At 55.8% G+C, this 25401-nt stretch carries 24 protein-coding genes; 11 read left to right on the top strand and 13 right to left on the bottom strand.

Annotated elements, in window-relative coordinates:
* The first annotated feature begins 209 nt into the window (after nucleotides 1–209).
* From IEY52_RS27090 to IEY52_RS11730, 3 genes are all read left to right on the top strand, one after another.
* The gene (locus tag IEY52_RS27090; RefSeq protein WP_189002876.1) at nucleotides 210–440 is read left to right on the top strand and encodes an IS66 family transposase; all 231 of its coding nucleotides are present in this window, start codon (nucleotides 210–212) and stop codon (nucleotides 438–440) included.
* A gap of 318 nt (nucleotides 441–758) precedes the next feature.
* Entirely contained in the window at nucleotides 759–1259 is a 501-nt protein-coding gene (locus tag IEY52_RS11735; protein ID WP_189002875.1) for a GyrI-like domain-containing protein, read from the top strand.
* Between the two features lie 28 nt (nucleotides 1260–1287).
* Nucleotides 1288–2076: an alpha/beta fold hydrolase gene (locus IEY52_RS11730; RefSeq protein ID WP_229684750.1), complete on the top strand. Its 789-nt coding sequence runs from the start codon at nucleotides 1288–1290 to the stop codon at nucleotides 2074–2076.
* Nucleotides 2077–2131: 55 nt separating this feature from the next.
* Here the strand turns inward: IEY52_RS11730 and IEY52_RS11725 are convergent, their stop codons facing one another.
* Both IEY52_RS11725 and IEY52_RS11720 read right to left on the bottom strand, forming a co-directional pair.
* Nucleotides 2132–2671: an SRPBCC domain-containing protein gene (locus IEY52_RS11725; protein WP_189002874.1), complete on the bottom strand. Its 540-nt coding sequence runs from the start codon at nucleotides 2669–2671 to the stop codon at nucleotides 2132–2134.
* Between the two features lie 24 nt (nucleotides 2672–2695).
* The gene (locus IEY52_RS11720; RefSeq protein ID WP_229684749.1) at nucleotides 2696–3127 is read right to left on the bottom strand and encodes an ArsR/SmtB family transcription factor; all 432 of its coding nucleotides are present in this window, start codon (nucleotides 3125–3127) and stop codon (nucleotides 2696–2698) included.
* Between the two features lie 306 nt (nucleotides 3128–3433).
* Between IEY52_RS11720 and IEY52_RS11715 the strand changes: the two genes are divergently transcribed.
* Entirely contained in the window at nucleotides 3434–4105 is a 672-nt protein-coding gene (locus IEY52_RS11715) for a hypothetical protein (RefSeq protein WP_189002873.1), read from the top strand.
* Nucleotides 4106–4405: 300 nt separating this feature from the next.
* On the opposite strand, the gene IEY52_RS11710 is transcribed toward IEY52_RS11715, so the two are convergent.
* The 6 genes from IEY52_RS11710 to IEY52_RS26945 form a co-directional block, all read right to left on the bottom strand.
* Entirely contained in the window at nucleotides 4406–6259 is a 1854-nt protein-coding gene (locus IEY52_RS11710; protein WP_229684748.1) for a glycogen debranching N-terminal domain-containing protein, read from the bottom strand.
* Between the two features lie 57 nt (nucleotides 6260–6316).
* Complete coding sequence (locus IEY52_RS11705) at nucleotides 6317–7888, bottom strand: carbohydrate ABC transporter permease (protein WP_189002871.1); 1572 nt, start codon at nucleotides 7886–7888, stop codon at nucleotides 6317–6319.
* Nucleotides 7885–9036 carry a carbohydrate ABC transporter permease gene (locus IEY52_RS11700; RefSeq protein ID WP_189002870.1) on the bottom strand — a complete coding sequence of 384 codons (1152 nt, stop codon included), beginning with the start codon at nucleotides 9034–9036 and terminating at the stop codon, nucleotides 7885–7887. Before IEY52_RS11700 ends, IEY52_RS11705 begins: the two co-directional genes overlap by 4 nt.
* Before the next feature lie 252 nt (nucleotides 9037–9288).
* Entirely contained in the window at nucleotides 9289–10512 is a 1224-nt protein-coding gene (locus IEY52_RS11695; RefSeq protein WP_189002869.1) for an extracellular solute-binding protein, read from the bottom strand.
* Between the two features lie 44 nt (nucleotides 10513–10556).
* The gene (locus IEY52_RS11690) at nucleotides 10557–11528 is read right to left on the bottom strand and encodes a LacI family DNA-binding transcriptional regulator (RefSeq protein WP_189002868.1); all 972 of its coding nucleotides are present in this window, start codon (nucleotides 11526–11528) and stop codon (nucleotides 10557–10559) included.
* Nucleotides 11529–11877: 349 nt separating this feature from the next.
* Nucleotides 11878–12012, bottom strand: a complete 135-nt coding sequence (locus IEY52_RS26945) for a hypothetical protein (protein WP_268239723.1) — start codon at nucleotides 12010–12012, stop codon at nucleotides 11878–11880.
* A 560-nt stretch (nucleotides 12013–12572) separates the two neighbouring features.
* Between IEY52_RS26945 and IEY52_RS11685 the strand changes: the two genes are divergently transcribed.
* Nucleotides 12573–12809 carry a hypothetical protein gene (locus IEY52_RS11685; RefSeq protein WP_189002867.1) on the top strand — a complete coding sequence of 79 codons (237 nt, stop codon included), beginning with the start codon at nucleotides 12573–12575 and terminating at the stop codon, nucleotides 12807–12809.
* Between the two features lie 63 nt (nucleotides 12810–12872).
* Nucleotides 12873–13139: a hypothetical protein gene (locus IEY52_RS11680; protein ID WP_189002866.1), complete on the top strand. Its 267-nt coding sequence runs from the start codon at nucleotides 12873–12875 to the stop codon at nucleotides 13137–13139.
* A gap of 48 nt (nucleotides 13140–13187) precedes the next feature.
* Here the strand turns inward: IEY52_RS11680 and IEY52_RS11675 are convergent, their stop codons facing one another.
* The gene (locus IEY52_RS11675; protein ID WP_189002865.1) at nucleotides 13188–14180 is read right to left on the bottom strand and encodes an aldo/keto reductase; all 993 of its coding nucleotides are present in this window, start codon (nucleotides 14178–14180) and stop codon (nucleotides 13188–13190) included.
* Between the two features lie 375 nt (nucleotides 14181–14555).
* Here IEY52_RS11675 and IEY52_RS11670 point away from each other — a divergent pair, with 375 nt between their 5' ends.
* Together IEY52_RS11670 and IEY52_RS11665 are read left to right on the top strand one after the other, a co-directional pair.
* A complete protein-coding gene (locus tag IEY52_RS11670; RefSeq protein ID WP_189002864.1) occupies nucleotides 14556–14768 on the top strand; it encodes a hypothetical protein in 213 nt (70 codons plus the stop codon).
* Between the two features lie 132 nt (nucleotides 14769–14900).
* The gene (locus tag IEY52_RS11665; RefSeq protein ID WP_189002863.1) at nucleotides 14901–16298 is read left to right on the top strand and encodes a C1 family peptidase; all 1398 of its coding nucleotides are present in this window, start codon (nucleotides 14901–14903) and stop codon (nucleotides 16296–16298) included.
* Between the two features lie 50 nt (nucleotides 16299–16348).
* Here the strand turns inward: IEY52_RS11665 and IEY52_RS11660 are convergent, their stop codons facing one another.
* Nucleotides 16349–17269, bottom strand: coding sequence for a LysR family transcriptional regulator (locus tag IEY52_RS11660; RefSeq protein WP_189002862.1), 921 nt, complete (start codon nucleotides 17267–17269; stop codon nucleotides 16349–16351).
* 110 nt (nucleotides 17270–17379) lie between these two features.
* Between IEY52_RS11660 and IEY52_RS11655 the strand changes: the two genes are divergently transcribed.
* Together IEY52_RS11655 and IEY52_RS11650 are read left to right on the top strand one after the other, a co-directional pair.
* Nucleotides 17380–18219 (top strand): inositol monophosphatase family protein, encoded by an 840-nt coding sequence (locus tag IEY52_RS11655; protein WP_189002861.1) that lies wholly within the window; start codon nucleotides 17380–17382, stop codon nucleotides 18217–18219.
* On the top strand, nucleotides 18216–18887 hold the full coding sequence (locus tag IEY52_RS11650) for an NADPH-dependent F420 reductase (RefSeq protein WP_189002860.1): 672 nt from the start codon (nucleotides 18216–18218) through the stop codon (nucleotides 18885–18887). The genes IEY52_RS11655 and IEY52_RS11650 overlap by 4 nt, the downstream gene beginning before the upstream one ends.
* A 79-nt stretch (nucleotides 18888–18966) precedes the next feature.
* Here the strand turns inward: IEY52_RS11650 and IEY52_RS11645 are convergent, their stop codons facing one another.
* The 3 genes from IEY52_RS11645 to IEY52_RS11635 all read right to left on the bottom strand — a co-directional run bounded on the left by IEY52_RS11645 (nucleotide 18967) and on the right by IEY52_RS11635 (nucleotide 24031).
* Complete coding sequence (locus IEY52_RS11645) at nucleotides 18967–21717, bottom strand: AbfB domain-containing protein (protein WP_189002859.1); 2751 nt, start codon at nucleotides 21715–21717, stop codon at nucleotides 18967–18969.
* A 155-nt stretch (nucleotides 21718–21872) separates the two neighbouring features.
* Nucleotides 21873–22799 carry a glycosyltransferase family A protein gene (locus tag IEY52_RS11640; RefSeq protein WP_189002858.1) on the bottom strand — a complete coding sequence of 309 codons (927 nt, stop codon included), beginning with the start codon at nucleotides 22797–22799 and terminating at the stop codon, nucleotides 21873–21875.
* A 269-nt stretch (nucleotides 22800–23068) separates the two neighbouring features.
* Nucleotides 23069–24031 carry an ArsR/SmtB family transcription factor gene (locus IEY52_RS11635; protein WP_189002857.1) on the bottom strand — a complete coding sequence of 321 codons (963 nt, stop codon included), beginning with the start codon at nucleotides 24029–24031 and terminating at the stop codon, nucleotides 23069–23071.
* Nucleotides 24032–24426: 395 nt separating this feature from the next.
* Between IEY52_RS11635 and IEY52_RS11630 the strand changes: the two genes are divergently transcribed.
* Entirely contained in the window at nucleotides 24427–25398 is a 972-nt protein-coding gene (locus tag IEY52_RS11630; protein ID WP_229684747.1) for an ABC transporter substrate-binding protein, read from the top strand.
* Nucleotides 25399–25401 lie beyond the last annotated feature (3 nt).

Raw genomic sequence — 25401 nt, 5'->3', positions numbered from 1 at the left:
TCATGGGAAAATAACGCAAAAATCCATACACCCCCATTGATTGATGGCTCGTAACAGCTCAGCAGGGGGATTGAATTTCGAAAACTGTTACAGTAGAAGGACCGTGGAAGAACCCTGTCCCAACTGTTCAAAGAGGTGTTTGAATCCCTGGTGGAGCAAGGTCTGACCTCAATCCTCCGAACGAAAACTTGAAAGGTCAAAAGGGTCGAGTGAAACAGAGTGCAGGGCGCAATCTAGCCCTGAGACTACAAAAATACCAGGTGGCGGTGCTGAGATTTCTGGACGAGCCCCAGATGCCGTTTGACAACAATCAAACGGAAAGGGACCTTCGGATGATGTGTGTGAAACGCAAGGTGTATGGGGGTTTCGTTCTGAGGGGGGTGGGGAGGGGTTCTGCAGGATTCGCAGCTGCCTGTCGACCCTTCGCAAGCAGGGCTTAAAGGTTTTCGAGGGATTGACCAGCATCTTCCAGGGGCGTCTTTTGCTCCCTCAATTCTCGTGCTGAGCAGTTACCTGTACCAGTCTGGCTTTTTTATGTCTCAATCAAATTGTCGGGTACTGAGGTTGCTGCGCAAACAAAGCAGCTTGAAGAGCGCGATTGGGCATTGTTCCCATGTTCAAGAGCCCAGATTCTGCGTTGATCAGTGAAATGGAAGGATTCACCAGAATCCTTCCATTTCAAAAAGCACCCCTCAGAGAGCAAACCTCTTATTCTTTTGTCAAAGGCTCTAAAATATGCCTCAAAAAGGAGCCTTCCCATGTCTGAAACCCCGCCCGAAACCCCTGTGCTGGTTCAACTTCAGCAGCAACCCACCCTCAGCATCCACAGAAAGATCCCCATTGCAGACATCTCCACCAGCCACGGTGAATGTTTTCAGCTTCTGCATGACCACCTGAAAGCGCAGCAGATTGTGGCTGCTGGCCCCCCTTTTGTCCGGTACCACACTTTTGAAAAAGAGCACACCGATGTGGAGGTGGGGGTGCCCCTCCAGCAAGATGCACCCGCTTCCGCGGAAATTCAGGCCGGGCACCTGCCAGAAGGTCCAGCCCTGGTCACAGAGCATGTCGGGCCACACCAGAAACTGGGCGAAGCCTACCGCCGTTTGCATCAGGCCATGAAATCTTCCAGCCATGAACCAGAGGGAGCCATCTGGGAAATCTACCACTGGATGGACCTCACAAAAGACCCAGCAGAGGAATCCACAAACACCCCGCAAGACTGGCACACCACGCTGGTGCAGCCCCTGAAAAAGCAATGACTTTCTTTTCCACACAACAGGAGCATCTGTGCCTTACGCAGAATTAAACGGATTGCAGCTGCATTACGACATCCACCCCTCTTCTCGGAACCAGCATCCTCCCGTGGTCTTGCTGCATGGAGCCATGGAAGCAGGAACCTCCATGGAAGGCCTGCGTGATGTGCTGGCCCCCAGAACCATCATTCTGGTGGATTTGCAGGCCCATGGTCGCACTGCAGACATGGACCGCACCATGCGCCTGGAAACCCTGGCAGACGACATTGCTGCCCTGCTGGACCACTTGAACTTCCCAGAAGTGGATGTGGTCGGGTACTCCATGGGAGGCGGTGTGGCCCTCCGTCTGGCCATTCAGCATCCTGAGAGGGTGCGCAAAATGGCCGTCATGTCTTTCCCATTCAAGAGCAGTGGGCGGCATCCAGAAATCGCGGCTGGTCTGAAACATCTGGGGCCACAAGTGGCGAAAGGGCTGATGGGCAGCCCTCCTCACCGCCTCTACACCGCACTGGCCCCCCGTCCCGAGGACTGGCCACAACTGGTCACCCGCCTTGGAGAGGCCATGGGAGCAGATTTTGACTGGACCGAAGAGGTTAAAGCCCTCCAGAGCCAGGTGCTGCTGGTTTCTGGCGATGCAGACATGTTCCCCCCAGCGCATGCAGCAGAATTTTTTGCACTGCTGGGCGGAGGAAAACGCAGTGCCAACCCGGATGGTTCTGGCAAGAGCCCTCACCGTCTGCTGATCCTTCCCAGTGCTGCCCACCATGAGGTTTTGCAGTCTCCCGTGTTGAAAGTGGCCTTGCAGGACTTTCTGAAAGATTGACAGCCGCACATGAAAAAGAGCCTGAAATTCAGGCTCTTTTTCCGGGTCGAGGGTTTTACTTTTGCAGCTCCTGCAGGTGCTCGTCCAGGCGGTCCCAGGTGTCAGACACGCCCTGCAGCATGCCCATGTCCAGCACGGTTTTCAGGGCTTCTTCGGTGTCGTAGGCTGCGCGGGTGATGAGCCTTGTGCCCCCATCAACCTCCTCGAAGACCACGGTGGAGAGTGTGGTGGGCATGTTCTCGTTGACCTTGCCTTCTGCATCGGAGAAATAATCGGTGTACACAAGGCGCTCTGGAGCGTCAATCTCCTTGTAGATGCCCAGACCCCAGGATTCCATGCCGTAGAACTGGCCCTGGTTGGGGTCCACGCACTTCATGCAGTAGTGCCATTTGCCCCCCTCACGGAAATCCACGGTGCAGTAAGGGACTTCCCAGCCTTTTGGAGCCCACCACTTGCTGAGGTGTTCGGCTCTGGAGAAGGCCTCGAAGACCAGGGCACGGAGGGCTTTGAAGGTGCGCTCCAGAACGAGCACTTTGCCGGATTCGATGCTGGATGTGATGGCAGGGTTGACAGATTGAACGGTGGTCTGGGTCATGGTGGTGCCTCCTTGGGGTGTGAATCAGTTCTGGGGTTTGTCTTGCGGGTCTGTGGATGGGGGAATCTGGGGCTTTTCTGGTTCTGGGGTTTCTTTTTGCAACTGCTGCAGGTAATCTTCCAGTTTGTCGTAGCGTTCTTCCCAGAGCTGGCGGTAGCGGTGCAGCCAGCCGTCCAGCTCCTGAAAAGGCTGGGCGCGCAGGGTGCAGATGCGGCGGTTGGCCACGGCCTGCACTTCGATGAGTCCAGCGTCGGTCAGAACGCGCAGGTGCTTGGAGGCCTGGGGTTGCCGGATCTGCAACCTGGTGGCAATTTCTCCGACGGTGAGGGGTTGCTGGATCAGCAACTCAACGATTTGCAAGCGGTGCTCTTCGGCCAGGGCGTTGAAGGTGAGGGCGTTGATGGGAACACCTCCTTTCCCGGTGGTGTTTGTTCTTTGATGACTATAGTATGCCATATCAGGAATATTCCTGTCAAGGAATATTGGTCTTCATGAAGAGAGAACTGGGAAGGTTGCAGGATGTTGCTGGTTTGACCCTGAGGGACCGAGCAGCCTTCAAGGATTCTGTGTGAGGCTGGAAATTGCCCTCCAACAGGAAGAAAGCCAGGGGGAGGCACTCATGTGTATTGGAATGAAGCTGGAAATTTGGATTGCGGGGAGCAGAAGCACAAGCAACCCCTGTAACACAGAACAGATCAATTTTTGATCTGTCCCAGGATTCTCTGCTCTTCGCAAATGAAAATTCTCGTGTATCATGATCACATGGGAAAAATATTGATGATGGGGATTTTGCTCATGAGCCTGGCTTCGTGCCAGAAATCATCTACAAATTTTGAAAGTCTAGGATCCACTTCCTGGAAGAGCTTTAGATTGCATGGAAAAGTAAAAACCATGACTTTATGTCAAAAAGGCGGCCAATGCTTCACCTTCAATTTCAATGTTTATGGAATTGAGCAAGGAAGTTTAAAAGATCGGAAGCTGGTCAGCAACGCGGGGGATACAATGGTGTTTGAGCGCCCAGACGGCTTTCAAGATGGAAGTCTGGTGCGAGAAACATTTAAAAATGGTTTGTTGTTTGAATCTGACTGGCTTGACCATAAAAAACAACCAACAATTATTGAAATATATTCATATGATAGAGATGGTATGCCAATAAAAATTGAAAACTACCATCAGTCCGAAGAAATGCGAGAAATACATAAAATCACTACATTTTTCTATAAAAATAATGCTCTTGTTTCCTCGCGTGAGACTGCATCTGATGGATCTTATGATATTCTGCAAACTTACGATGCCTATGAAAATCTGGTATCGGTGAAAGATGGAAAATCTTCTGAATACACCTACAAATATAAAATTGATTCTTATGACAACTGGATTGAGAGCTATTCTCCGTCTGATTTGCTTTTCACGCGTAAAATCACATATTATTGAAGAGTAATATGTGAGTGAATTTACCTGGATGTGCTGGTGACATCTATGATTGTTCTTCCATGGTGTTGCATTGGTTTTTTTGTACGTGCTTGTTCACAATTTTATGGATGATGAAGATAAAAAATCACCTGTGATCCGTGCGTTGCCTTTGAACAGTGTGACTTTCAGGACTGTCAAAGGGGCCATCTGATGGTTTTATATCGAAAATCAATTGTTCTCAAAACAGAAAAAGGAGCAGGAAATTCCTCCCTGCCCCTCAACATCAAACCCTGCTGTGTTTATTCAGTGAAATGGCTCACATCACACCCTGGTGATTTCTTCCAATGTGCGCCCTGAATGCTCCAGAATGTGCCTCAGGGCCAGCGGAATCACTGCGTCCCAGCCCTGCGGATGGCAGGCAGCAGGGAAGGGAACAGGTGGTGCATTCTTGCGGGTGTACCCTGCAAAAAGCTCTGACAGCCTGCGGTCCTGGGCCTGCAGTGCAGCATCGAACAAAGCGCGGGTGATCTGGTGGGCTTCCTGTTTTAAACCGTAATTCCACATTCCCAGTGCGGCCAGTGCGGTGTCGTGGGGCCACACACTGCCGTTGTGATAGGACACCGGGTTGTACCGCACGCTGCCTTCTGCCAGGGTGCGGATGCCCCACCCACTCCACAGCCCCGAATTGAACACCGTGCGGGCCACCTCGATGGCGTACTGCTCGGGGATGATGCCCGTCCAGAGGGTGTGGGCAGCATTGCTGACCAGCACCTTCATGGGTTTCTTGTCTCCATCCAGACCGTGCACATAGTAATTCGCCTCGGGCCAGTAGAAATGCTGCTGGAACTTCTGCTGCAAATCATGTGCGAGGGCACGGTACACCTGGGCCTGCGCGGTGTTTCCCAGTGCTGCATAAATCTGCTCTGCAGCACGGTAGGCTGCGTAAGCATAGCCCTGCACTTCCACAATGGCGATGGGTTTTTCCGGATCGGGTTCCTCACCGTCCTCGAAGAACACGCTGTCTCCAGAGTCCTTCCAGACCTGGTTTTTGATGCCTCCAACCGGGTGGGGGATGTACTCCAGAAAACCGTCCCCGTCCGGGTCGGCATCGTGCTGCATCCAGTGCAGGGCGGCTTCAATCCCAGGCAAGAGGTCTGCAATGAAAGCCTGATCTCCTGTGGTTTTCAGGTACTCCCCACACAGCCACACAAAAAGAGGGGTGGCATCCACGGTCCCGTAATAAGGGCGGTGGGGGGTGTTTCCAGTTCGCGTGAATTCCCCGATGCGCTCCTCGTGCAGGATTTTGCCGGGTTCTTCCAGGGTTTCTGCATCCAGTTTCTGGCCCTGGTGGTCTGCCAGGTACTTCAGGATGCCTTTTGAGATCTCCGGGTAATCCCTGACCGTCATGTGCCCGATGATCAGCGAATCCCGCCCGAAAGGGGCCACAAACCAGGGAATCCCTGCTGCAGGAAAGATCCCGGATCGGGTTTCAAAAAGCAGAGACCGGAAATCCTGCACCCCCCGGAACAGCACTTCCTGGTCTTTTTCGTTCTGCAGGGTGACTTTTGGTTGCCAGTGCTGGTCGTACTCTGAGCGGAGTGCAGCAAAGTCCATTTCCTGCGCGCTTTCTCCGTCCAGCAGGGCATGAATCTGGATCTGGATTTCAGTGTTTCCCCGTGCCTGCCAGTTCAGTGCTTCGCCATCCCACACGGCAGCAGGATCGCAGGAAATTTCGGTGTGGCGCGTGACGCCGTCCTGCCCTGCATAACGGAAACGCACCCCGGTCTGGGTGGCCTCTGCCTGCACGCTGCGTTCCCATCCGCCATATCCCCGCACCTGAAACATGTCCGAGAAATCTGCATTCACTTTCAGGCGAATCTGGTAAGACGCGTCCTGATAAGACTGCACATTCAGCGTGTCCTGCACTCCGTTTTTGTGCAGCATCAGGGTGCGTTCCACCCCCAGTTTCATCAGGTAACCCAGGTCATCATTCGAGGAGACCTGATGCAGTTCAAAGGGGTAGGCGAGGTGTTGCATCAGGGTGTTGAGGGGCGCACCATCCAGTTCCCAGCGGTATTCGCTGAGGAAGCGGGTGTCCCTGCGGTACAGGCCACTCTCGCCGGATTGAATGCGGAATTCATCATCCCCCACCCAGTAAAGTTCGTTTTCTTTCAAAACAGCACGGTATTTCAAGGTCTTGACCCTTTCTCGGGAGAGGTTACAAAGCTGCGGTCAGCCTTTGACGGCACTGCCCACAGAACTTTCCACAAAGTAACGCTGGAAGAACAGGAACAGCAGGATGATGGGAATGGCACTGATCACAGCTCCGGCCAGAATCAGGCCGTAATCCCCCTGGCCTGCGTAAGCCTGCCGGAAGTTGGCGAGGCCCACGGGCAAAGTCAAATTGCTGGCCGGGTTCTGCACCACCACCGAGGGCCAGAAAAAATCATTCCAGGACCCCTGAAAAGTGGTGATCGCCAGGGTGGCAATGGCGGGCAGGGTCTGGGGCAACGTCACGTACCAGAAGCTCTGGAAGGCACTTGCTCCGTCAATCGCGGCAGCTTCATCCAGTTCCCTGGGCAGGCTCTCAAAGAACTGCTTCATCAGGAACACCTGCGCACTGCCCACCAGACCGCTGACAATCAGGCCCCAGGGGTTGAAGAAGTTGGGCAGACCAAAGAGTTTTGACAGGCCCCACAGACCATCGCGCAGCAGCAGGAAGTTGCTTAAAAAAGTGACCTGCATGGGCACCATCATGGTGAACAGCACCAGCACGAACAGCAGGTTTTTTCCAGGGAATTGCAGTCTGGCAAAGGCGTACCCTGCCATCGAGGCGAAGGCAATGCTGGTCAGCACCTTCACGATGGCAATCAGGAAGCTGTTTCCCACCCAGCGCAGAAATATGGAGTTGCCCGTTTCCAGATCCACCGATTCCCGGAAGGCCCTGAGGTAATTGTTGAAGGTGAACCCCATGATGCCAGGGGTGATGTTGTTGAAGAAGTTCGCCCGTCCGAACCGCTCCACTTTGGTGGGGGGCAGGGTGGAGTCGGTGAGTTGCTGGCCCCGGTCCAGTTCCACGTTCAGTGGGGTGCGGTCCAGGATGATGGGACCATCCAGGTAATACTGCCCGTCTTTTTTGATCAGGGACACCACAGTGTCTGCAGGGACGTTGGTGCGCTGCTGCTGGGCCTCTGGGGTGTCCAGATTGACTTTCACGACCTGCCCACCCACCACAGCTTCCAGGTCTTCGGTGAAGGTTTTTGGGGTTCTGGCCCTCACCTTTTCACCCTGTTGCTGGGTCAGGTGGGGATAAACCACCTTCAGGGTGTAGCGGGTGATGGTGCCGTCCTGCAGCTTGCCTTCCCGGTCTGGTCTCTGTGCAGAAACAGTCTGGCCTGCCTTCAGATCCTGGACGGTGGCAAAATCTGCTGCGTAAACCGGATCCCGCACTGCCCCGATGCCTGCACCGGGTTGCAACCTCAGCACCTGCACCACGGGTGGCACAACGTCCTGACCTGCTGGCGTGAAGATGCTCACTTCAAAAGGCACTTCTGCACCAGGCTGGAGTTCCCCAAAGAATCCCCCTCCACCTCCGGCCACGCCCAGGCGGTAAGCGGCCCCCATGTTGCCGGGGTCCAGTTTGGGCAGACTCAGGGTGGGTGGGTATTCCAGCGGGTTGTCCTTGAAACTGGTCAGGGTGCCCAGCAAAAACGGCCCCAGCACCACCAGCGAAAACGCAATCAGAATGGTGTACACCCACACTGCGCGGGCCACCAGACGTGAACGGTAATGAGCGGGATTCATCTGTTCACCTCGTCTTTGAAGAACTGGCGCTGCAACAGCACCACCAGCAAGGTCAAAGCGGCCAGAATCATGGCGGCAGCGCTGGCCATGCCTGCCAGAGAACTCCCTCCCCTGAACGAATAATTGTAGATGTAGTAAGACAGGGTGATGATGGAATCCAGTGGAGCCGCGTCTCCAATCACTTTCACCTGATCGAACATCTGCAAGGTCCCAATCAGGCTGATGGTCACCGCATAAAAGGTCACGGGTTGCAACTGGGGCACCGTCACATAACGGAATTTCTGCCAGGGGGTGGCTCCATCGAGTTCTGCCGCTTCATACAGGCTGCTGGAAATGCCCTGCAAGCCTGCCAGAAAGAACAGCATCAGGGTCGGAATGGTGGTGAAGGTGTTCATCAGGATGATGAACAAAAGCGGAATGGGCAGCAGGCCAAAGAGTTTGTCGGTGTTGTACACCCAGTCGAAATCAAAGGAAGCCACATCACGCGGCTGAATCCAGCCCATGAAACTCGCGACCAGCACTGCAATCCCCCCGATGGCCACACTGATCCACAGCAGCAAGGGATCAAACCAGGAGATCTGGAAGCTGCTTTTTGCCTGCCGGATTTTTGCTTTTTCCAGCAGCACCTGCAAAATCTGGGCCAGCACCGTCACGCCCACAAAAAGCAGGATGTGCGGGGTGTACTGCGTGAACTGGGTGGTCAGGTAATTGGCGATGCCTTTCTTCTGAAACAGCCACAGAAACACCAGCGTGATCACCACCGAACTGGTGATGGACGGCATGTAATACGCAGATCGGAAGAACATCAGGCCGCGGATGCGCTGGTTCAAAACCACGGCCAGCAAAAGGGCTCCAGCGGTCTGCAAAGCGGTGGTCAGAAAACTGAACAGCAGGGTGTTGATGAGGGCGATTCTGAATTTGTCGTCCTGGAAAATGTTCAGATAAGACCTGAATCCCATCCACTTCGGAGGGTTGAAGAGGTCGTAATCGGTGAAACTGAAGTACACGGCCCGCACAAATCCGTAAAAGAAAAAAACCAGCAAGGTCAGCAGAAAAGGGGCCAGAAACAGGTAGGCCGTAAACGTGTCCTTGCCGGTTTGCTTTTTCCCGGACGGGTTGGGTGTGTCTTTGGTTCGGGTTTTTAACATGGAAACCTCACCACAGGGGGAGGGTGCTTTTGGCACCCTCCGGGTTGTTCCTCACCGCAACCTTCGGTTGGTTCTCTCCTGCTGGGAGAGGAAAGGTCCTCATCGCAACCTTCGGTTGGTCCTCTCCTGCTGGGAGAGGAAAGTGCCTCACCGCAACCTTCGGTTGGTCCTCTCCTGCTGGGAGAGGAAAGTGCAGCGAGGAGAGGTTGTTGATCCTCTCCTCTTAGGAGAGGAAAGCGTAGCGAGGAGAGGTTACCGCTTCATCACCGAATTCAGGTCGGACTGGGCTTTTTTCAGCGCTTCGTCGGTGGTGGCTTTGCCACTCATCACGGCCTGCAGGGCAGCGTTCACCGGGGTCATCCAGTCGCCGCCGTACTGCTTGAAGCTGTAGCCGTACACGTAACCGTCGCTGGCCCCTTCAAAGACCACTTTGGCGTTCATGGCCTCCTGGGTGGTTTTGTTGAAGTAGCTGTTGCTTTGCAGGCTGGTGCGGCTGGGAATGGCCAGACCTTCGGTGAGGATGAACTGCTGGGTTTTCTCGCTGGTGAGCTGGTCCAGCACCTTGAGCGCTGCGGCCTGCACTTTGGAGTCCTTGTTCACGGCCCAGCCCACGGTGAAAATGAAGTTCCCGCGTTTTTTGGTTTTGTCGTTCCTGGGGATGGGTGCGGTGCCGTATTTCAGGTTGGGAGCGTTGTCGCGCAGGAAGCCCGAGATCCAGGCCCCTTCGATGGCAGCGGCCACTTTGCCTCCCCCGAAGCACCCTCCCGACCAGCCCTGTGAGAGGTCCGAGGGCAGGATGGCGGTTTTGTCTTTGACCAGTCCGGTGTAGAAGTTGAAGGCTTCCTTGAAGCGGGAGTCCAGCAGGTTGCTGTTCCCTTTGCTGTCAAAAGTTTTCCATCCGGTGGCAAATGCGAAGGCACCAAAGCGGGCGAAATCTGCGGGCAGGCAGATGCCATAATAATCGTTCCCCAGCGCTTTCTTGACCTTGCGCAGCTTGTCTGCAAAGGTGCTCCAGGTGTCGTTCTCGTTGGGGTAGGCCACGTCCGCCTCATCGAAGAGGTCTTTGTTGTAGGTGATGGCCAGAGAGTTGAAGTCCTTGGCAATGGCGTACACCTTGCCGGTGTCGGTGAAGGCTTTCACCAGGGAGGGCACGAAAGGTTTGGTGCTCACCTTGCCGTTGAGAGGCAGCAGTTTCCCGGTCTTGATGAACCCCGGAGCCACGAAGATGTCGATGTACATGAGATCTCCGGCGGTTCCGCTGGACAGGGCGTTGGTGAGTGCTGCGTTGAAATCCCCCTGGAGGGGTTCAAACACTGCCCGGATGCCGTCTTTGGCAAGAGCCGGGTTCACGATCTTGTTGAGCAGGTCGTTCACAATGGCGACATCGGCTCCGGCAAAACCATTGAGCTTCACGACGGTCTCGGCACTGGCAGCACCGGCCAGCAGGGCAGCAGCAAGCAACAAACTTCTTTTCATGGTCTCTCTCCTTTTATTGGTTCAAACCCTCTCGGGCTGAGCAATCAGTGGGAAACATCCGGGGGCGCTGCGGTGGTGGCCCCCTTCTGGAGTTGCACAGGCACATAAACCCCCTGAGGGTCCTCACCCTCGATCCCTGACAGTGCCAGTTGCACGGCAGCATGGGCGATGCGGGAAATGTCCTGCAAAATGGTGGTGAGCTGTGTGTTGGGGAAGGGAAAGCCGTCAAATCCCACCACGGAAACCTGTTGTGGCACCTGGACATCCAGGTCCTGCAGGGCTCCAATGGCCCCCAGCGCCATTTCATCGCTGGCAGCGAAGAGGGCGGTGAAGCGGTGTCCAGCTTCCCAGGCTTTGCGAATGGCCCGGTAAGCATCCAGTGTATTGAAGTGGCCTTCCAGATCGTGCTCGTCCTGCACGGAAAAACCGGCTTTCTGCAGGGTGTCCACAAAACCGTTTCTGCGGTCTTCTGCGGCCTGACTGGGAATCCTGGTGCCCAGGAAAGCGAATTGCTGGTGCCCCAGGGAAATCAGATGTTCTGCAGCCAGCTGTCCACCTCTGTGGTCGTCTGGAACCACAAAAGCATGTCCGGGTTCATGCCCGATCACCACAGCAGGGATGTTCTGGCTTTTCAGGTAATCCAGGCGCTTGTGGGTGTGCTGGGCGCTGAACAGCAGCACGGCGTTGGGAAGTCGAATGTAACTGGGAAGGTCTTCATGAAGCTCAATGAACTGGATGCCCAGTTCCTGGGTTTCGCGGGCCAGGGCCCGCCAGATCAGGGCGAAATAAGGGCTGATGCGGCTGTCTCTCTGACCGATGGAAATGCCGATGGTGTGTTTGGAGCGCATGCTCAGTTCCCGTGCGGCAGGGTCGGGAACGAAGCCCAGGCTGTTCATCACCTCCAGGACTTTTTCTCTGGTGGCGGCGGCGACGGTGGTTTTTCCGTTGATGACCCGGCTGACGGTGCCTTTGGAGACCCCGGACACCCGTGCAATTTCGTCAATGGTGATTTTCACCCTTCCACCTTAGCCTTTGTTACCGGTTACAAAACATGGAAACAGGGTTTGCCGCACCTCTGGAAAGGGAGACACATCTTGTAACCGGTTACAACATATTCATATCACCATCTTTTCGGCGCGTCAAGTGGGAAGTCCCACAAAGAAATTCTGCCCATGCTCCTCTGCCCACAAAAGGAGCAAGTCAAGAAAAGCCAGCAAAACAGCCCGAAAACATGTTGCAGGCTGCTGAAAAACAGGTTCTGGGTTTTGTTCTGGAGTGATGGAGGCGTTTGATGGGTTTTGCTCAGATGCAAATGGGGATTTTTATTCTCTGGATCGACCAGAATTCACTCCCACCCCTGGCGGTTCAGCCCCGGTGACGCAGGCAGTCCAGGGTCACGGCCAGCACGATCAGGCAGCCAATCACCACTTCGTTCAGCAGGGGATTCACCGAAAAGTGCACCAGGGCGTTGTTCACCACCGCCATGATGAGGACCCCCACCAGTGAACCCCACACCTAACCCAGACCTCCGGCCAGGGACGTGCCTCCGATCACCACCCCGGTGATGGAAGTCAGTGTGAAAATGCCAGAATCCAGCCGGGAAATCAGGATCATGCCGGACAGTGTTTGAAATCGCTGCTGCACCATATCCTCATGAAGAGAATATAAATCACAGGACAGATTTTTAAAAGAAAGCCCTTGTGAATTTTGTGATGACCTGCTAGACTGAGATCCTTCCAGAGACGCCAAATGAACCCGGCTCATGTTTTTGAGCTGGGTTCTTGTTTTTGAGAGAAAAAACATGACTTTGAAAAAGTCAAAGCCCCAATGCAGAAGAAAACTCCGGGCAGATGTTTTTGCAGGGTTTCAAGCCCTGAACACCCCAGCTTTCAAAACCTTTCACCTTGAAGCTGGCCAGCCTGGAAAAATCATCCAGCCCTGCAACGGTGACCAGGGTTGCTTCTGAAGGTCCTTTTTCTTGCTCCCACCGCACTTCTGAGCAAGGGGCATCGTCCTCACAGCAGCTTTGCTGTTGAGGGGACAGACAGGAAGGGCATCACATGACTGCATATGGTTTCACCCTGAAGTTCTCCTCTCATGAGCGCTACACCCCGAACCTGCAAAAATGGATTGAAACCCTCACCGGACAGACCGTGACCTTGCATTTCACGCACCAGATGGGTTGGTGGCCTCACCAGCAATGCGAGGTGCACCTGATGGCTTCCCGCAGCGATGCCATCGCCTTTTACAACCTGATGCTGCAACATTACCGCATCGAGACCCTGCAAACCCTCTGAACACCAAATGAGCAACAGGCCTGAAAATTTCCTCTGAATGGGCCTGCTTTGCAACCTCCTATCATGCATTCACCTGAAAACCTGCATGTTGAATTGGAGAAGCTGGAAAGGCGCAGTGTGTTTTTCGTCTGGCGGGATGCCAACGGGGCAGGGGTGCATCCGTCCAGACGGGTGCATCCAGGCATCAAAGTGGGAGATGCGGTGACCTGTGAGGTGTGGAACGAGGATGTGCGTCTGCTGGGTCTCTCCAGGTTTGCCTTTGACGATGGAATTGGAGGGCTGATCCATCAGGTGGTGGAGCAGGCCCGGCTCAAATTGACGCAGGCCTGAACAGTCCTGCCTGAACAGTCCTGCCTGAAGGTTCAGGCACACAAAACCTCAGCGGTCTGTGAGGCGTTCCATGGCCTCAGAATATCGGGCCCCCACCACCTCAATCTGGTTCAGGGCCACTGCAATTTGCTGCAAATCCTCTGAAGTCAACTTCATGTTTGCTGCGCCCAGGTTTTCCTGCAGGCGCTCGATTTTGCGGGTGCCCGGAATCGGCACAATCCAGGGTTTCTGGGCCAGAATCCAGGCCAGGGCAATTTGCGCAGGAGTGGCGGTTTTTCGGGTCGCCAGGTTTTGCAGCAAACCGATGAGCTTCTGGTTGGCTTCCCGGTGTTCCAGGTTGAACCTGGGAATGGTGTTGCGGATGTCTCCCTCGGCAAAATCGGTTGAGGCATCGATTTTGCCGGTCAGGAAACCCTTCCCCAGCGGGCTGAAGGGCACAAAACCAATGCCCAGTTCTTCCAGCACAGGCAGAATTTCTTTTTCCACGGTGCGGGTCCACATGGAGTATTCGCTTTGCAGGGCCGTGACGGGCTGCACTTTATGTGCGCGGCGGATGGTGTCTGCTCCGGCTTCAGAAAGGCCAAAATGCTTCACCAGACCCTGCTGGATGAGTTCCTTGACAGTTCCAGCCACCTCTTCAATGGGCACTTCCGGGTCCACCCGGTGCTGGTAAAAGAGGTCAATGGCCTCTACCCGCAGGCGTTTCAAAGATGCCTCTGCCACCTGGCGGATGCGTTCAGGACGGCTGTTCAGGCCAGTGAATCCTGTAGAGCCGTCTGAATGCAATTGAAAACCGAACTTGGTGGCGATTTTCACCTGATTGCGGTATGGATAAAGTGCCTCTCCCACCAGTTCTTCATTGGTGAAAGGCCCATACACCTCTGCCGTGTCAAAAAAAGTCACACCCTGTTCCACAGCGGCCTGCAGCACCCGAATGCTTTCTTCCTTGCTGCCAGAAGGCCCGTAAGACTGGGTGATGCCCATGCAGCCATATCCAAGGGCAGAAACTTCCAGATCCTCACCAAGAACGCGTTTTTGCATGATCCCTCCAGATCAAACCAGTATAAGACGAGGCTTCTGGCAGAGGTTGCCCATTCCTGCGGACTTGCTGCTTCAATCACTGCAACAATAAAGGCAGAGTGGCCGAAGCGGCTTTCTGGGGTGCCCTGTTTTGAGCTGGACCTTCCGCTTGCCTGAAACCAGAGCCCTGCAATTCACTTTGGAAATGGGATCGAGATGTTGACTGAAACTGAAGCTTACACAGGAATGATGGCCTATGCTGCAACCGGAGCAGGACTTTTTTACTGGGGGGTGTTGAATCTGCTGAAGCAACCACACCTGTTGATGCTGGACCCACTTTCAAGATCTTATGTGCAATGGTGCATGCTGGGAGCTGCGGTCATCAGTGGTTGTTTCATGTTCGGATCCAATTTGATTCATCCCCTGATTGGAACCTCCTACAAAACCCAACTGGTGCCCCTGACAGCTGGAGCCCTCCTGATGGGTGTGTTTCATCTGGTCTCTCGAAAGGGTCTGTACGGGTTTGTGACTGCACTTCTTGGATTGTGGAGCGCCTCCTTCTTGCTGGCAGGCCTGTTGTTTTTTGTTCTGATTTTGAAACTGAACTGATCAGGTTTGCACCCTTGTCCTCCCTGCGCTGGAAAAATACAATGAAAATCCAACCCCCTTGATCCTTTCAGAGAGGTCAGCATGCAGGAGCCACACATCCTGCAGACACCGCGGGGGAGGGCTGGAGAGACCATGGCTGTAAAATGGACAGAAGCAGACGGCACAGAAAGAATCCTCCAGGGCTACCTGCGTTCGGCCCCTCCCAAAGGGACCAAGACCTACGACAAGAAAAAAAGCAAGGTGAGCAGGCTTCCGGCCAAGGTGGACCTGCGGCCACACATGACCCGCATTGAGGACCAGGGCCAGACCAGTTCCTGCACGGCCAATGCCACTGCCGGGGCCTACGAGTACCTGCTGAAACGCCACCAGGGTGAGGCCAGAGACGTCAGTCGCCTGTACATGTACTACAACGGCCGTTACATGCGGGACCCCAACAACATCCAGGATTCAGGGGTGATGATCTCGGACGTGATCCAGGGCCTCAAGGAATACGGGGCCTGCACCGAGAAAACCTGGGATTTCAACATCAAAAACATCAACAAAGAACCCTACCAGAAAGCCTATGACGAGGGGGCCACTTTCCTGATCGAGGAAACCCGCATGGTTCCGGTGGATCTGGAGGCCTGGAAGTCTGCGCTGGCAGAGGGAAACCCCATCATTTTTGGGCTGGCCCTCTTCCGTTCTTTTTACAACCACAAAAAACCTGGTGTGGTGCCCCACCCCACCAGAAACGAAATGAGCCTGGCGAAGCACTCCGGCCATGCCATGCTGTGCGTGGGGTACTCGGATCCAGACCAGATGTTCATTGTCCGCAACTCCTGGGGCACCAACTGGGGAGACAGGGGCTACTGTTACATCCCCTACGCCTACATCATGAACCCCAATTACAACTACGGGGACAGCTGGATCATCGAGCGCCTGGAGGTGCTGGAACCCGACGAGGAAAGCTGGTCAGAAGACCAGGAGTCGGTGTTGCCCGAAGTGGCCACCGTGCTCTCCGAAATGGACGATGAAACCTACGAGGCCCTGCTGGAAGGCATGGGCGAGGTGCCTTTCGAGCAGCGTCTGGCCCTGATCTTCCTGACCGCCGTGGGCATGGATGGGGAGATGAGCGAGGAGGAACTGGAGATCATCAAAACCCACCTGGCCCCGGTGCTTGAGGTGACCGGGGGAAGCCCCAACACCGCTGGGGTTTTGCGTGCCGCCAAAAAACGGCTGGGTGATGACGACCTGCTGAACGAATCCATCGACCTGATCTGGGAGTATTTTGATTATGACGTGCTGGCCCGCATCACCCAGCAGGTCGAGGAAGCCGCCGCTGCAGACGGCATGGCCCGCAAGGAACGCAAGTTCATTGATGCATTGATCGCAAAGTGGCAGGAGGGCCTGGAAGAAGCCGGAGAGGAAGAACACGAAGAAGAACCCGAAGAGGCACAGGAAGCTGCTGAAGGGGAGGACTTTGTGGAAACCCTGGTGGACGCCGCTTTTGATTTTTTCTTCGGGGAGGATGACGGCAAGGGCAGAAAATAGCCTGAAGCTCTGAAACGGAGCAGGCTGAGCTGTCCAGAAGGATGGGTGGTTCAGCCTGCTGTGGTTTGCAGATCTCCCAGAGCGGCCCTCACGGTTTCTCGCACATTCTCCCGCAGCCACACATGGGCCAGATCTCCCTGCATGCGCCCATGCCAGATCAGCACCAGAGGGGTGGGCTGGATGGGGAAGGGCAAAGGGCGAGACATCAGGCCCAGTTGTTGAATCAGGGCCTGTCCCATTTTTACGGGTGCCAGAACCACCATTTCACTGTGCTGGATGAATTGCAAAGCCGCCATGCTGCTGGGCACGGTGGTGACCACCTGCCTTTGCAGGCCCAGGGTTTCCAGCAGGTCATCCATGGGGTCCCGCAAGCGTCCCCTTCTGGACACACTCACATGCCGTGCTGCAGCGTAACGTTCAGGGGTCAAATCTCCCACAGCCAGCGGGTGATCGGAGCGCATCACCACCTCCAGGTGGTCTTCTCCCAGGGTTTCATGCCTGAATTCGGGAAGATTGGGGGTGCTGGAGCCCATTTCCAGGTCAATGTGACCGTGGCGCAACTCCGGGGTGTCGGTGCTGCTTTCTGCCAGGAACCGCAGCCGCACCTGAGGGGCCTGCTTTGCAATGCGGGCCAGCAGGTCCGGTCCAATGCGGGACAGGATGGCTTCATTGCTGCGCAGGGTGAAGGTTCTGCTGAGGGTGAGCGGATCCAGCTCCTTTTGCGGGGCCAGCAAAAGCCGGGCCTGCTGCACCAGCAAATGCACTTCATCCCGGATGCGCTGTGCATAAGGGGTGGGGGTCATGGTGTGTCCGGTGCGCACCAGAATGGCATCTCCGGTCACCTTCCTGATGCGGGAGAGGGTGCGGCTCATGGCGGGTTCCGAGAGGTTGAGGCGAAACGCGGCCCCTCCCACACTGTTTTCTTCCAGCAGCACATCCAGTGCCCTCAGGAGGTTCAGGTCCAGTTGCATACAGGTAATATTCTAGTTTACAAAATTGCATTTGTAGTCAGATGGCAACCCTGTTACCCTTCATTCAGAAGGTGTTCGTGGCTGAAAGTGCAGCCAGGAAAGGAAAAACCATGACTTCAAATTTGGATCAAACCACCACAGATCAAACCACCACAGATCAAATGCTGCTTGCCCAGATGGTGAGCGCTGCCCAGACGGCAGGAGGTGCACTGCTGGCCCGTTTCTCCAGGCAATCCCGCATCCGCACGCCAGAAGAATTGCAACTGGCCCTGCAAACCAACGATGAGGTGTCCCTCTCCATCCTGCAACCGCTGCTCACTGCAGCCAGACCCCAGGCAGGCTGGGTCAAAGAAGAAATGGAAACCGGGCTTTTGCCAGTCGGAGAATGGTGGATGCTGGACCCGGTGGAAGGCAACATCAACCACATCCATGGCCTGCCGGAATGGTGCCTGACCATCACCCTGATCCGGGACAACCGGGCGGTGCTGACCGTGGTGCATGTGCCCCTCAGCGGTGACACCTACGCTGCACAGCAAGGTGGAGGCGCAACCCTCAATGGCCAGCCCCTTTCCACCTCCCAGAAAACCGATTTCAGCATTGCCATGGTCAGCACTGGACAGTCCGAGCCTTTTGAAAGCGAAGCCACCCGGCAACGCATGGGGGAATCCATTTCTGCCATGACTGGAGAGTGGCGGGTCTTGCGGGCCTCGGTGCCCACCAGTTTTCACCTGATGCAGGTGGCTGCAGGTCACACCGATGTGTTCTGGGAATACAGCCAGGTGCGCAGTGGTTTGATGCCCGGCCTTCTACTGGTCACCGAAGCTGGTGGACTGGTCACCGACACCCACGGCAACCCCTGGACCCCAGAGAGCCCGGATTTTCTGGCGGCGGCCCCCGGTGTGCATGGTTGGGCGGTGCAGGTGCTGTCTGGCATCGGGAGCCTGGCATGATCCTGGAAAATGCCCCTCTGCTGGACTTTGCCCGCCCCACACCCATGGCCATTCTGGGGACTGGACGGGTCGGACAGAACCTCGCACAGAAACTGGCAGAACGCGGACATCCTGTGTTGATGGGGTCCCGTGATCCTGAGGCCTGTGCAGAGCGCTGGAATGCCCCTGGAATTGTTTTTCTTGATCCAGCCGCAGCCATCCGGCAGGCTGAACTGGTGATCAACGCCCTGCCTGGAGAGCACAGCCTGGAAGTCCTCAGGGGCCTGCAGTCAGAACTGGCTGGCAAAATTCTGGTGGATGTGGCCAATGCTGTGCAGCGCAGTGCAGGCCAGATGGAACCCCTTTATCCAGACAGCAGCCTGGGGGAGAGATTGCAGGAAGCCCTGCCAGAAACGGAAGTGGTCAAGACCCTCAACACCATGATGTTCAAAGTCATGACCGATCCGCATGCCCTGCAAACCCCTCCCACTGCTTTTCTTTCAGGAGACAGCAGCAGGGCCAGGGCCACCGTGCAGGCTTTGCTGAAAGAGCTGGGCTGGCCTGCAGACTGGACGCTGGACCTGGGAGACATTTCATCTGCACGTGGCACCGAAGCCCTGTTTCTGCTGGTGCCCCATCTGGTTCGCAGCCTGGGGTTTGTGCCTTTTGCGCTGGGGATTGCCCGCTGACCTGTTTGAACACCTGATCCACAGAAAAACCGGAAAGGGGAGAATGCCCCTTTACGGTTCTGGTCGAGATGATGAAAGCTCAGGGAGCCCAGGGGTTGTCGATGGCCCAGCTCACGTCGTCGTTGAAGCCGTTGGGGTTGTCCCAGGCGTTTCCTTCGGTGCTGCTGGTGATGTAGAGCTTGGAGTCGTAGTGGCGGATGTAGCGGTTGGGGAAGTTGATGGACTGGAAGGCCACACCCTGACCGTTCAGGCCTGCGTGGGCACAGAAGGTGGCGTCGTTCTTGAACAGGGTGCTGTTGTCGTTGGGGTCCAGACGGATTCTGGAGTCGGCGTGGCGCAGGAACTGTCCGGGGAAGTTTCTGGCCTCGAAGGAGTAACAGGTGGGGTCTGCCAGACCGGTCACGATCTTGAAGGTGGCGTCCTGTTTCAGGGTGGTGGTGCTGCCAGCGTCCACAATTTCGGTGTAGCCCAGGCTGTTCATGTGACGGGCGTAGCGGTTGGTGAAACCGGGGGTGGTCACACGGAGGGATTTGTAAGCGTTGACAGGCAAAGCCACGGAGCTCTTCCACCAGGCAGCCATGGGGTTCCAGGAGGCATCCTGTTTGAAGAGGGTGGTGTTCTGCAGCTGGTCCAGCCACAGTTCACTGGCCCGGTGGCGGATGTAATACCCGGGCAGGTTCTTGGATTCCAGGGAGATCCCACCCACCCCGTCCAGGGCTTTTCTGGGGCAGAAGGTGGCGTCGTTTTTGAAGACAGCACTGTTGTCGTTGGTGTTGAACTGCAACCTGAAGTTGTAGTGCCGCATGAAGTTGCCAGGGTTGCTGACCGATTCAAAAGAGTAGCAGTTGTTGTCTGCCAGACCAGAGACCACTTTGAAGGAGGTTTCGCGTTTCAGGGCGTCGGTGCTGCCTCCACTCACCACTTCGGTGGTGCCCAGGGGTGCGGCGTTGCGCATGTAGCGGTTGACATTGGGGGTGGAGGTCAGGAAGGACACGTTGGTGCCCGTCTGCAGGTAGGGCAGTCCCTGAATCAGGGCTTCGTTGGCGGCTTTCACCCGTGCGAAGTCCATTTTGGGCAGCTGGCGGTCGTAGGTCCAGAAGCCGTTCAGTTCGTATTCCACATCGGTGATCTCGGTGTACACGTCTGCACTGAGGCCCTTGCTGTACACCAGGGGGCGGGTGCGGTTGATCAAATCCACGTAGGCGTTGGTGAGGCTGGTGGCATCCGGGTACCACTGGTAAGCGAAAGTCTGGTTGGGGTCCCACATGTGCCCAGCAATCTTCACACCGAAGCCGCCGTTTTCACCGAGCACGGCCACGCGGGTGGCGCTGGGGTTGGGGCTTTCGGGTCCAGGGTAGGAGTGCAGATCCAGGAAATCTCCGTTTCCAGCATCTCCAGGAGCAAAGTTCACACCAGAGTGGGGGTTCACCCATCTGGAGGGGTCCCAGCCTTTGACTGTGGTGGCTGTGCTGGCCAGGTTGTAGGCCCCCCAGCCTTCGTTGAAGGGCACCCAGGTGACGATGGCAGGGCTGTTGCGGTGCTCGTCCACCAGTTCACGCAGTTCGGTTTCGTAGCGGGTGCGGGTGGCGGTGTCGCCGGAGTTCCAGATGTTGGGCATGTCCTGCCAGACCATCAAACCCAGCCTGTCCGCCCAGTAGTACCAGCGCTGCATTTCCACCTTGATGTGCTTGCGGGTCATGTTGAAACCGAGCGCCTTGGTTTGCTCCAGGTCGAACTTCATGGCGGCATCGGTGGGTGGGGTGTAGATGCCGTCGGGCCAGAAGCCCTGGTCCAGGGGGCCGTGCATGAACACGAACTGGCCGTTCAGCATGGGACGGGTCACGCCGTTGGTGGTGCTGAGGGTCAAAGAGCGCATCCCGAAGTAGCTGCCCACTTCGTCCACCACGGTGCTGCCACTTTTCAGCTGGATTTTCAGGTCATAAAGGAAGGGATCGCTGGGAGACCACAGGTGAGGGCTGGGAACGGGCACATAGAACACGGTTTCCGGGGTGCCGGTGGCGGTGCCGATGGTGGTTCCTGCAGTAGACGCTGTGGCTGTCACGGTCTGGCCGTTGATCCCGCTGCCGTGCACAATCACTTTCAGGCGGCTGTTGGGCACATCAGGGGTGATTTCAAGCCTGGTGATGTTGGCACTGGCCACGGGTTCCAGCCACACGGTCTGCCAGATGCCGGAGGTGCCGGTGTAGAAAATGCCGTTGGGGTTGGGGGTCTGTTTGCCCACCGGGCCGTTGCCGTCGGTGGTGTCGTAGGCTCCGACCACCAGGTCGTTGCTGCCTGCACGCAGGTAGGGGGTGATGTCGAAGGAAAAGGCGTCATAGCCGCCTTTGTGGGTGCCCACCTTGGTGCCGTTGACGTACACGGTGGCGTCGCGGTCCACGGCGTCAAAGTTCAGTTTGACACGCTTGCCAGACCAGGCGGTGGTGGTGGGCACGGTGAAGGTGCGCTTGTACCAGACATTGATTTCCTGTCTGCGCTGGATGCCGGACAGGTAGGACTCGGGGGGGAAAGGCACCAGGATCTGCTCGGGGTTGGCCGGGAAGCTGGGGGCCGTGGCAGGGGTGTTGAGGGCACTGGGTGCAGCAGATCCACCCCAGTAGCTCCACTTGCCGTTCAGGTTCAGCCAGTCGGTGCGGGTCATCTGGGGACGGGGGTATTCGGGCCAGGGCAGTGTCTGGGACACCTGACTGGTCCAGGGGGTGGTCAGCACGGCAGTGGCCTGCTTCTGGGGGGTGGTTGGGCTGCTGTTTTGCATGCAGCCCGTCGCTGCCAGCATCAGGGTGATGAGGGGGAACAGATGGCTTTGTTTCATGAAAACTCCTTTGGAAGGGGGATGAACTTGAATGGACTTGAATGGACTTGAATGGGATGCCAGCACATGACTGTTTCTTTAAGAAACAACCTTGAACGGTAAATATTTGCGGCACAAAGGGGCACATTGCACCAGAAAAAGAGGGTCAAACAAAATCAGGCAGGACGGGCGGATTCCACCTCCACGGCAAAGGCCATGCCGCCATCTCCAAAAGTCACTTCGGGCAGGGGCAGGTGGTGCTCGATGAGCAGGTGCTTGAGGTGCTGGCGCTGCTGGATGAGTTGCTGCTCTTTGCAGAGGAGCACGTCCAGCAGGTGTTTCTGGTAGGTGTGCTGGTGAAGCTCAATGATGGGACGCAGGTGGTCCAGCCGCACAGGATGGTTGGTCATGTTGGCCGAAGCATTGCGGGTGCGGTACATCAGGTAAGGATGGGGCAGAATGTGAATGCGTTCGCCCAGTTCGGTGATGGACAGGTACAAATCCCAGTCTTCAAAGTGACCCTTGAGCTGTTCTTTGTACCCTCCGGCTTTCTGCCAGCTGCTGCGGCGAATGAGTGCAGAGCCAGGGCAGTTGTTTTTGTGCAGAAAGTCCACCACGGTGCCGCCTTCAGGTTTGACCAGCCAGCGTCCCACCCCGAAGGTCTGGATCCAGCTGCTGACCACGCCCACCTCTGGCTGGCTGTCGAGCACCTCGACTGCTGATTGCAGAAAATCAGGGTGGATCAGGTCGTCTGCGTCCAGCACCAGCAGGTACTCGGAACGGGTGTGGCGGATGCCATGGTTGCGGCATCCCGCAATGTGGCGGTGGGGTTCAAAATGCACGGTGACATTGGGGCAGGTGAGGCTGCGGAGTTTGTGGCGGGCGCGGGGATCGGTGGATCCATCATCGACAACCACCACTTCGTACTGGGTGTACGTCTGTTCCAGGATGCTGTTGAGGGTGTCCTCAATGAAATCCTGGTGGTTGAAGTGTGGAATGATGATGGAGACTTTTGCCATTTTGGGTTCCTCGGGGCATGCAGCCACGACCACCAGATGGGGGGTGGGAGGGCGTTCTTTCAGCAGCGTCCAGCCTGTGAGCATGAACGGGCAGGGTTGAAGAAAGCCAGAGGCTTTCAGGGAAACGGTTGGATGAATCTGTACCCGTATGCTAACAACAAATACGGGTTAATGTCAAATAAATCTGATATTTATTGACCCAGAGGGAAAAACAAACCATTCTTTTTGAGGAGAATGGTGGCTGGAACGCCAAAACCTTCAAGTTTATTGGAAGGTTTATGGAACAAGCCGAACCAAAAGAGAGCACAAAAAAAAGCACCGTTCTGAAAAACGGTGCTGTCTGGCAAAGGAAATCACTTGATTTTGTAGGGCCGTTCGCCTTCCTGAAACGCATAGCGGGTGCGCATCACGATGTCCTGCTCATAATTCCCAAAACGTTTGCCGAAAAGGTTCATGCCTCCGGGATGGCGGGCATCGGGTTTGACGCCCAGTTTCACCTCGATGTGGGCCGCGTCCTGGATGTTCACATCGCGGATGCTGACCGGAGAAAGCCGCTCCCCATCAATGAAAGACCCTTCCTGGGTGATGCGCCAGCGTTTCAGCAGGCCGTGGGTGGTCTGGTCCAGCGACCACCAGGACGGGGTGAGTTTGGCTTTCACGCCCCCAAAATCCCCCGGAGAAGTCCAGGTGCCGACTTCAATGCCATTGACCCACAGGGTGATGTCCGAGGGCCAGTCCAGTTCGTATTCTGGCGCTTCAGAGCAGATTTCCATGCTGAGTTCGATTTCGGTGGCCACCGAGCCGTAAGGCAGGTTGTTGGGAAAGTCGTACTCCACATACCCCGAACGGAACCACATGATCTGGGCGTAAACGTGCTCTGGTTCGTAAAAACTTCTGGGGTCGTCAATCAGTCCAATGAACTTGGTGTCTGAAGCCAGGCCGCAGGTGGGTTTGGCCTGAAAGCGCTTGTAATTCCCAATGGGCATGGACACCTCCACAATGTCCAGCTCGGCTTCAATGTTCACGCCAGGGAGTTTCAGCAGGATCTCGTCGTAGTTCTTGGAGATCATTTTCTGCTTGCCCCGGGTGCCTGGAATGTACTGCACCCGCAGCAGGCCAGCATCCTCAAGTTGCTTGAGGTTGAAGGCAACGGTAGAATGGGGCTGTCCGAGGGCCTCGGTGAGTGCGGACATGTTCATGGCACGGTGCGACAGCAAACTGAGCATCAGCAATCTGGTGTCTGAGTTGAGGGCAGAGAGGACTTTTTGTGCGTCATCTCCGTCAATGACCAGGGTTTTGTTGCGGGCAATGATCACGGGGCCTCCTAGGTGATTGCTACAACTTTACAACTTTTTTTGATGTTACGGGAGATGCAAGTCGCATTTCAAATGTGATCGATCAATTGCTGTCCTGGATGGTGTTCTTGTCTCCATGTGTTTGGGGGTCGCTGAAGCTTTACTGAATGCCTGAGAAAAACTTGACAGTAATGCCATTTCAAACAAAATGGAAAAACCCGTTCTAAATGAATAAAACCACTTGTTCTGCAAATATAACATCCAAAAGGCTTGACATAAAGAGGGGCGCGGCGTACAGTTGCTTTAGGTCAACACAACCTGATCCATTTCCAGGGCAAACACCCCTTTGCACCTTCTCTTGTTCTGGGAAGCCATTTTGATTTCCATTCCACAAGGGATGGAAAGGGGAGAGAATCATGAAACAAGCAAAATTGATGGTTTTGGCTGCTGCACTCACTGTTACCGCTGTCGCTCTGGCTGCAGACACCGGTTTGCCCAAACTGGCCAAAAAAGCCACCTACAAAGTGGGTTTCGCCCAGACCGAAAGCAACAACCCCTGGCGCATCGCCCAGACCCAGAGCATGCAGGATGAAGCCAAAAAGCTCGGCTGGCAACTGGTTTACACCGACGCCCAGGGCAGCGCTGCCAAACAGGTGGCAGACGTGCGCAGCATGATCGCCCAGAAAGTCGACGCCATCTTCCTGTCTCCCCGTGAAGAAAAACCCCTGGCTCCCGTGATCCTGGAAGCCAAAAAAGCCGGCATCCCCGTGTTCCTGATTGACCGCAACGTGGACCAGAGCCTCGCCAAAGCAGGCAACGACTACGTGACCTTCATTGGTTCCAACTTCATCCAGGAAGGCCAGCGCGTCGGTCAATGGATTGCCAAGAAAACCAACGGCAAGGCCAACATCATTGAGCTGGAGGGCACCACCGGCTCCAGCCCTGCCAACGACCGCAAAAAAGGCTTCGATGACGTGATTGCCAAGAACCCCGGCATGAAAATCCTGGCCTCCCAGACTGGTGACTTCTCCCGTGACAAGGGCCGCCAGGTGATGGAAACCCTGCTGCAAGCCCACCCCGAAGTGGACGTGGTCTACGCCCACAACGATGAAATGGCCATCGGTGCCATTGCTGCTCTGGAAGCCGCAGGCCGCAAACCTGGCAAAGACGTGCTGGTGCTCTCCATCGACGGTGGCCGTGAAGCCGTGCAACTGGTGGTGGATGGCAAGATCGCCTACGTGGTCGAGTGCAACCCCAAATTCGGCCCCAAAGCCTACTCCACCCTCAAGGATTACGCTGCAGGCAAGAAGATCAACGCCAAGATCATCAACCCTGACCGCGAGTTCCACTCTGCCAACGCAGCCAAACTGCTCCCCTCCGCTTACTGATCC

The sequence above is a fragment of the Deinococcus roseus genome, assembly GCF_014646895.1.
Lineage (GTDB): Bacteria > Deinococcota > Deinococci > Deinococcales > Deinococcaceae > Deinococcus_C > Deinococcus_C roseus.
Note: the sequence above shows the minus strand (reverse complement) of the source record. Positions and strands in the feature narration are given on the sequence as shown.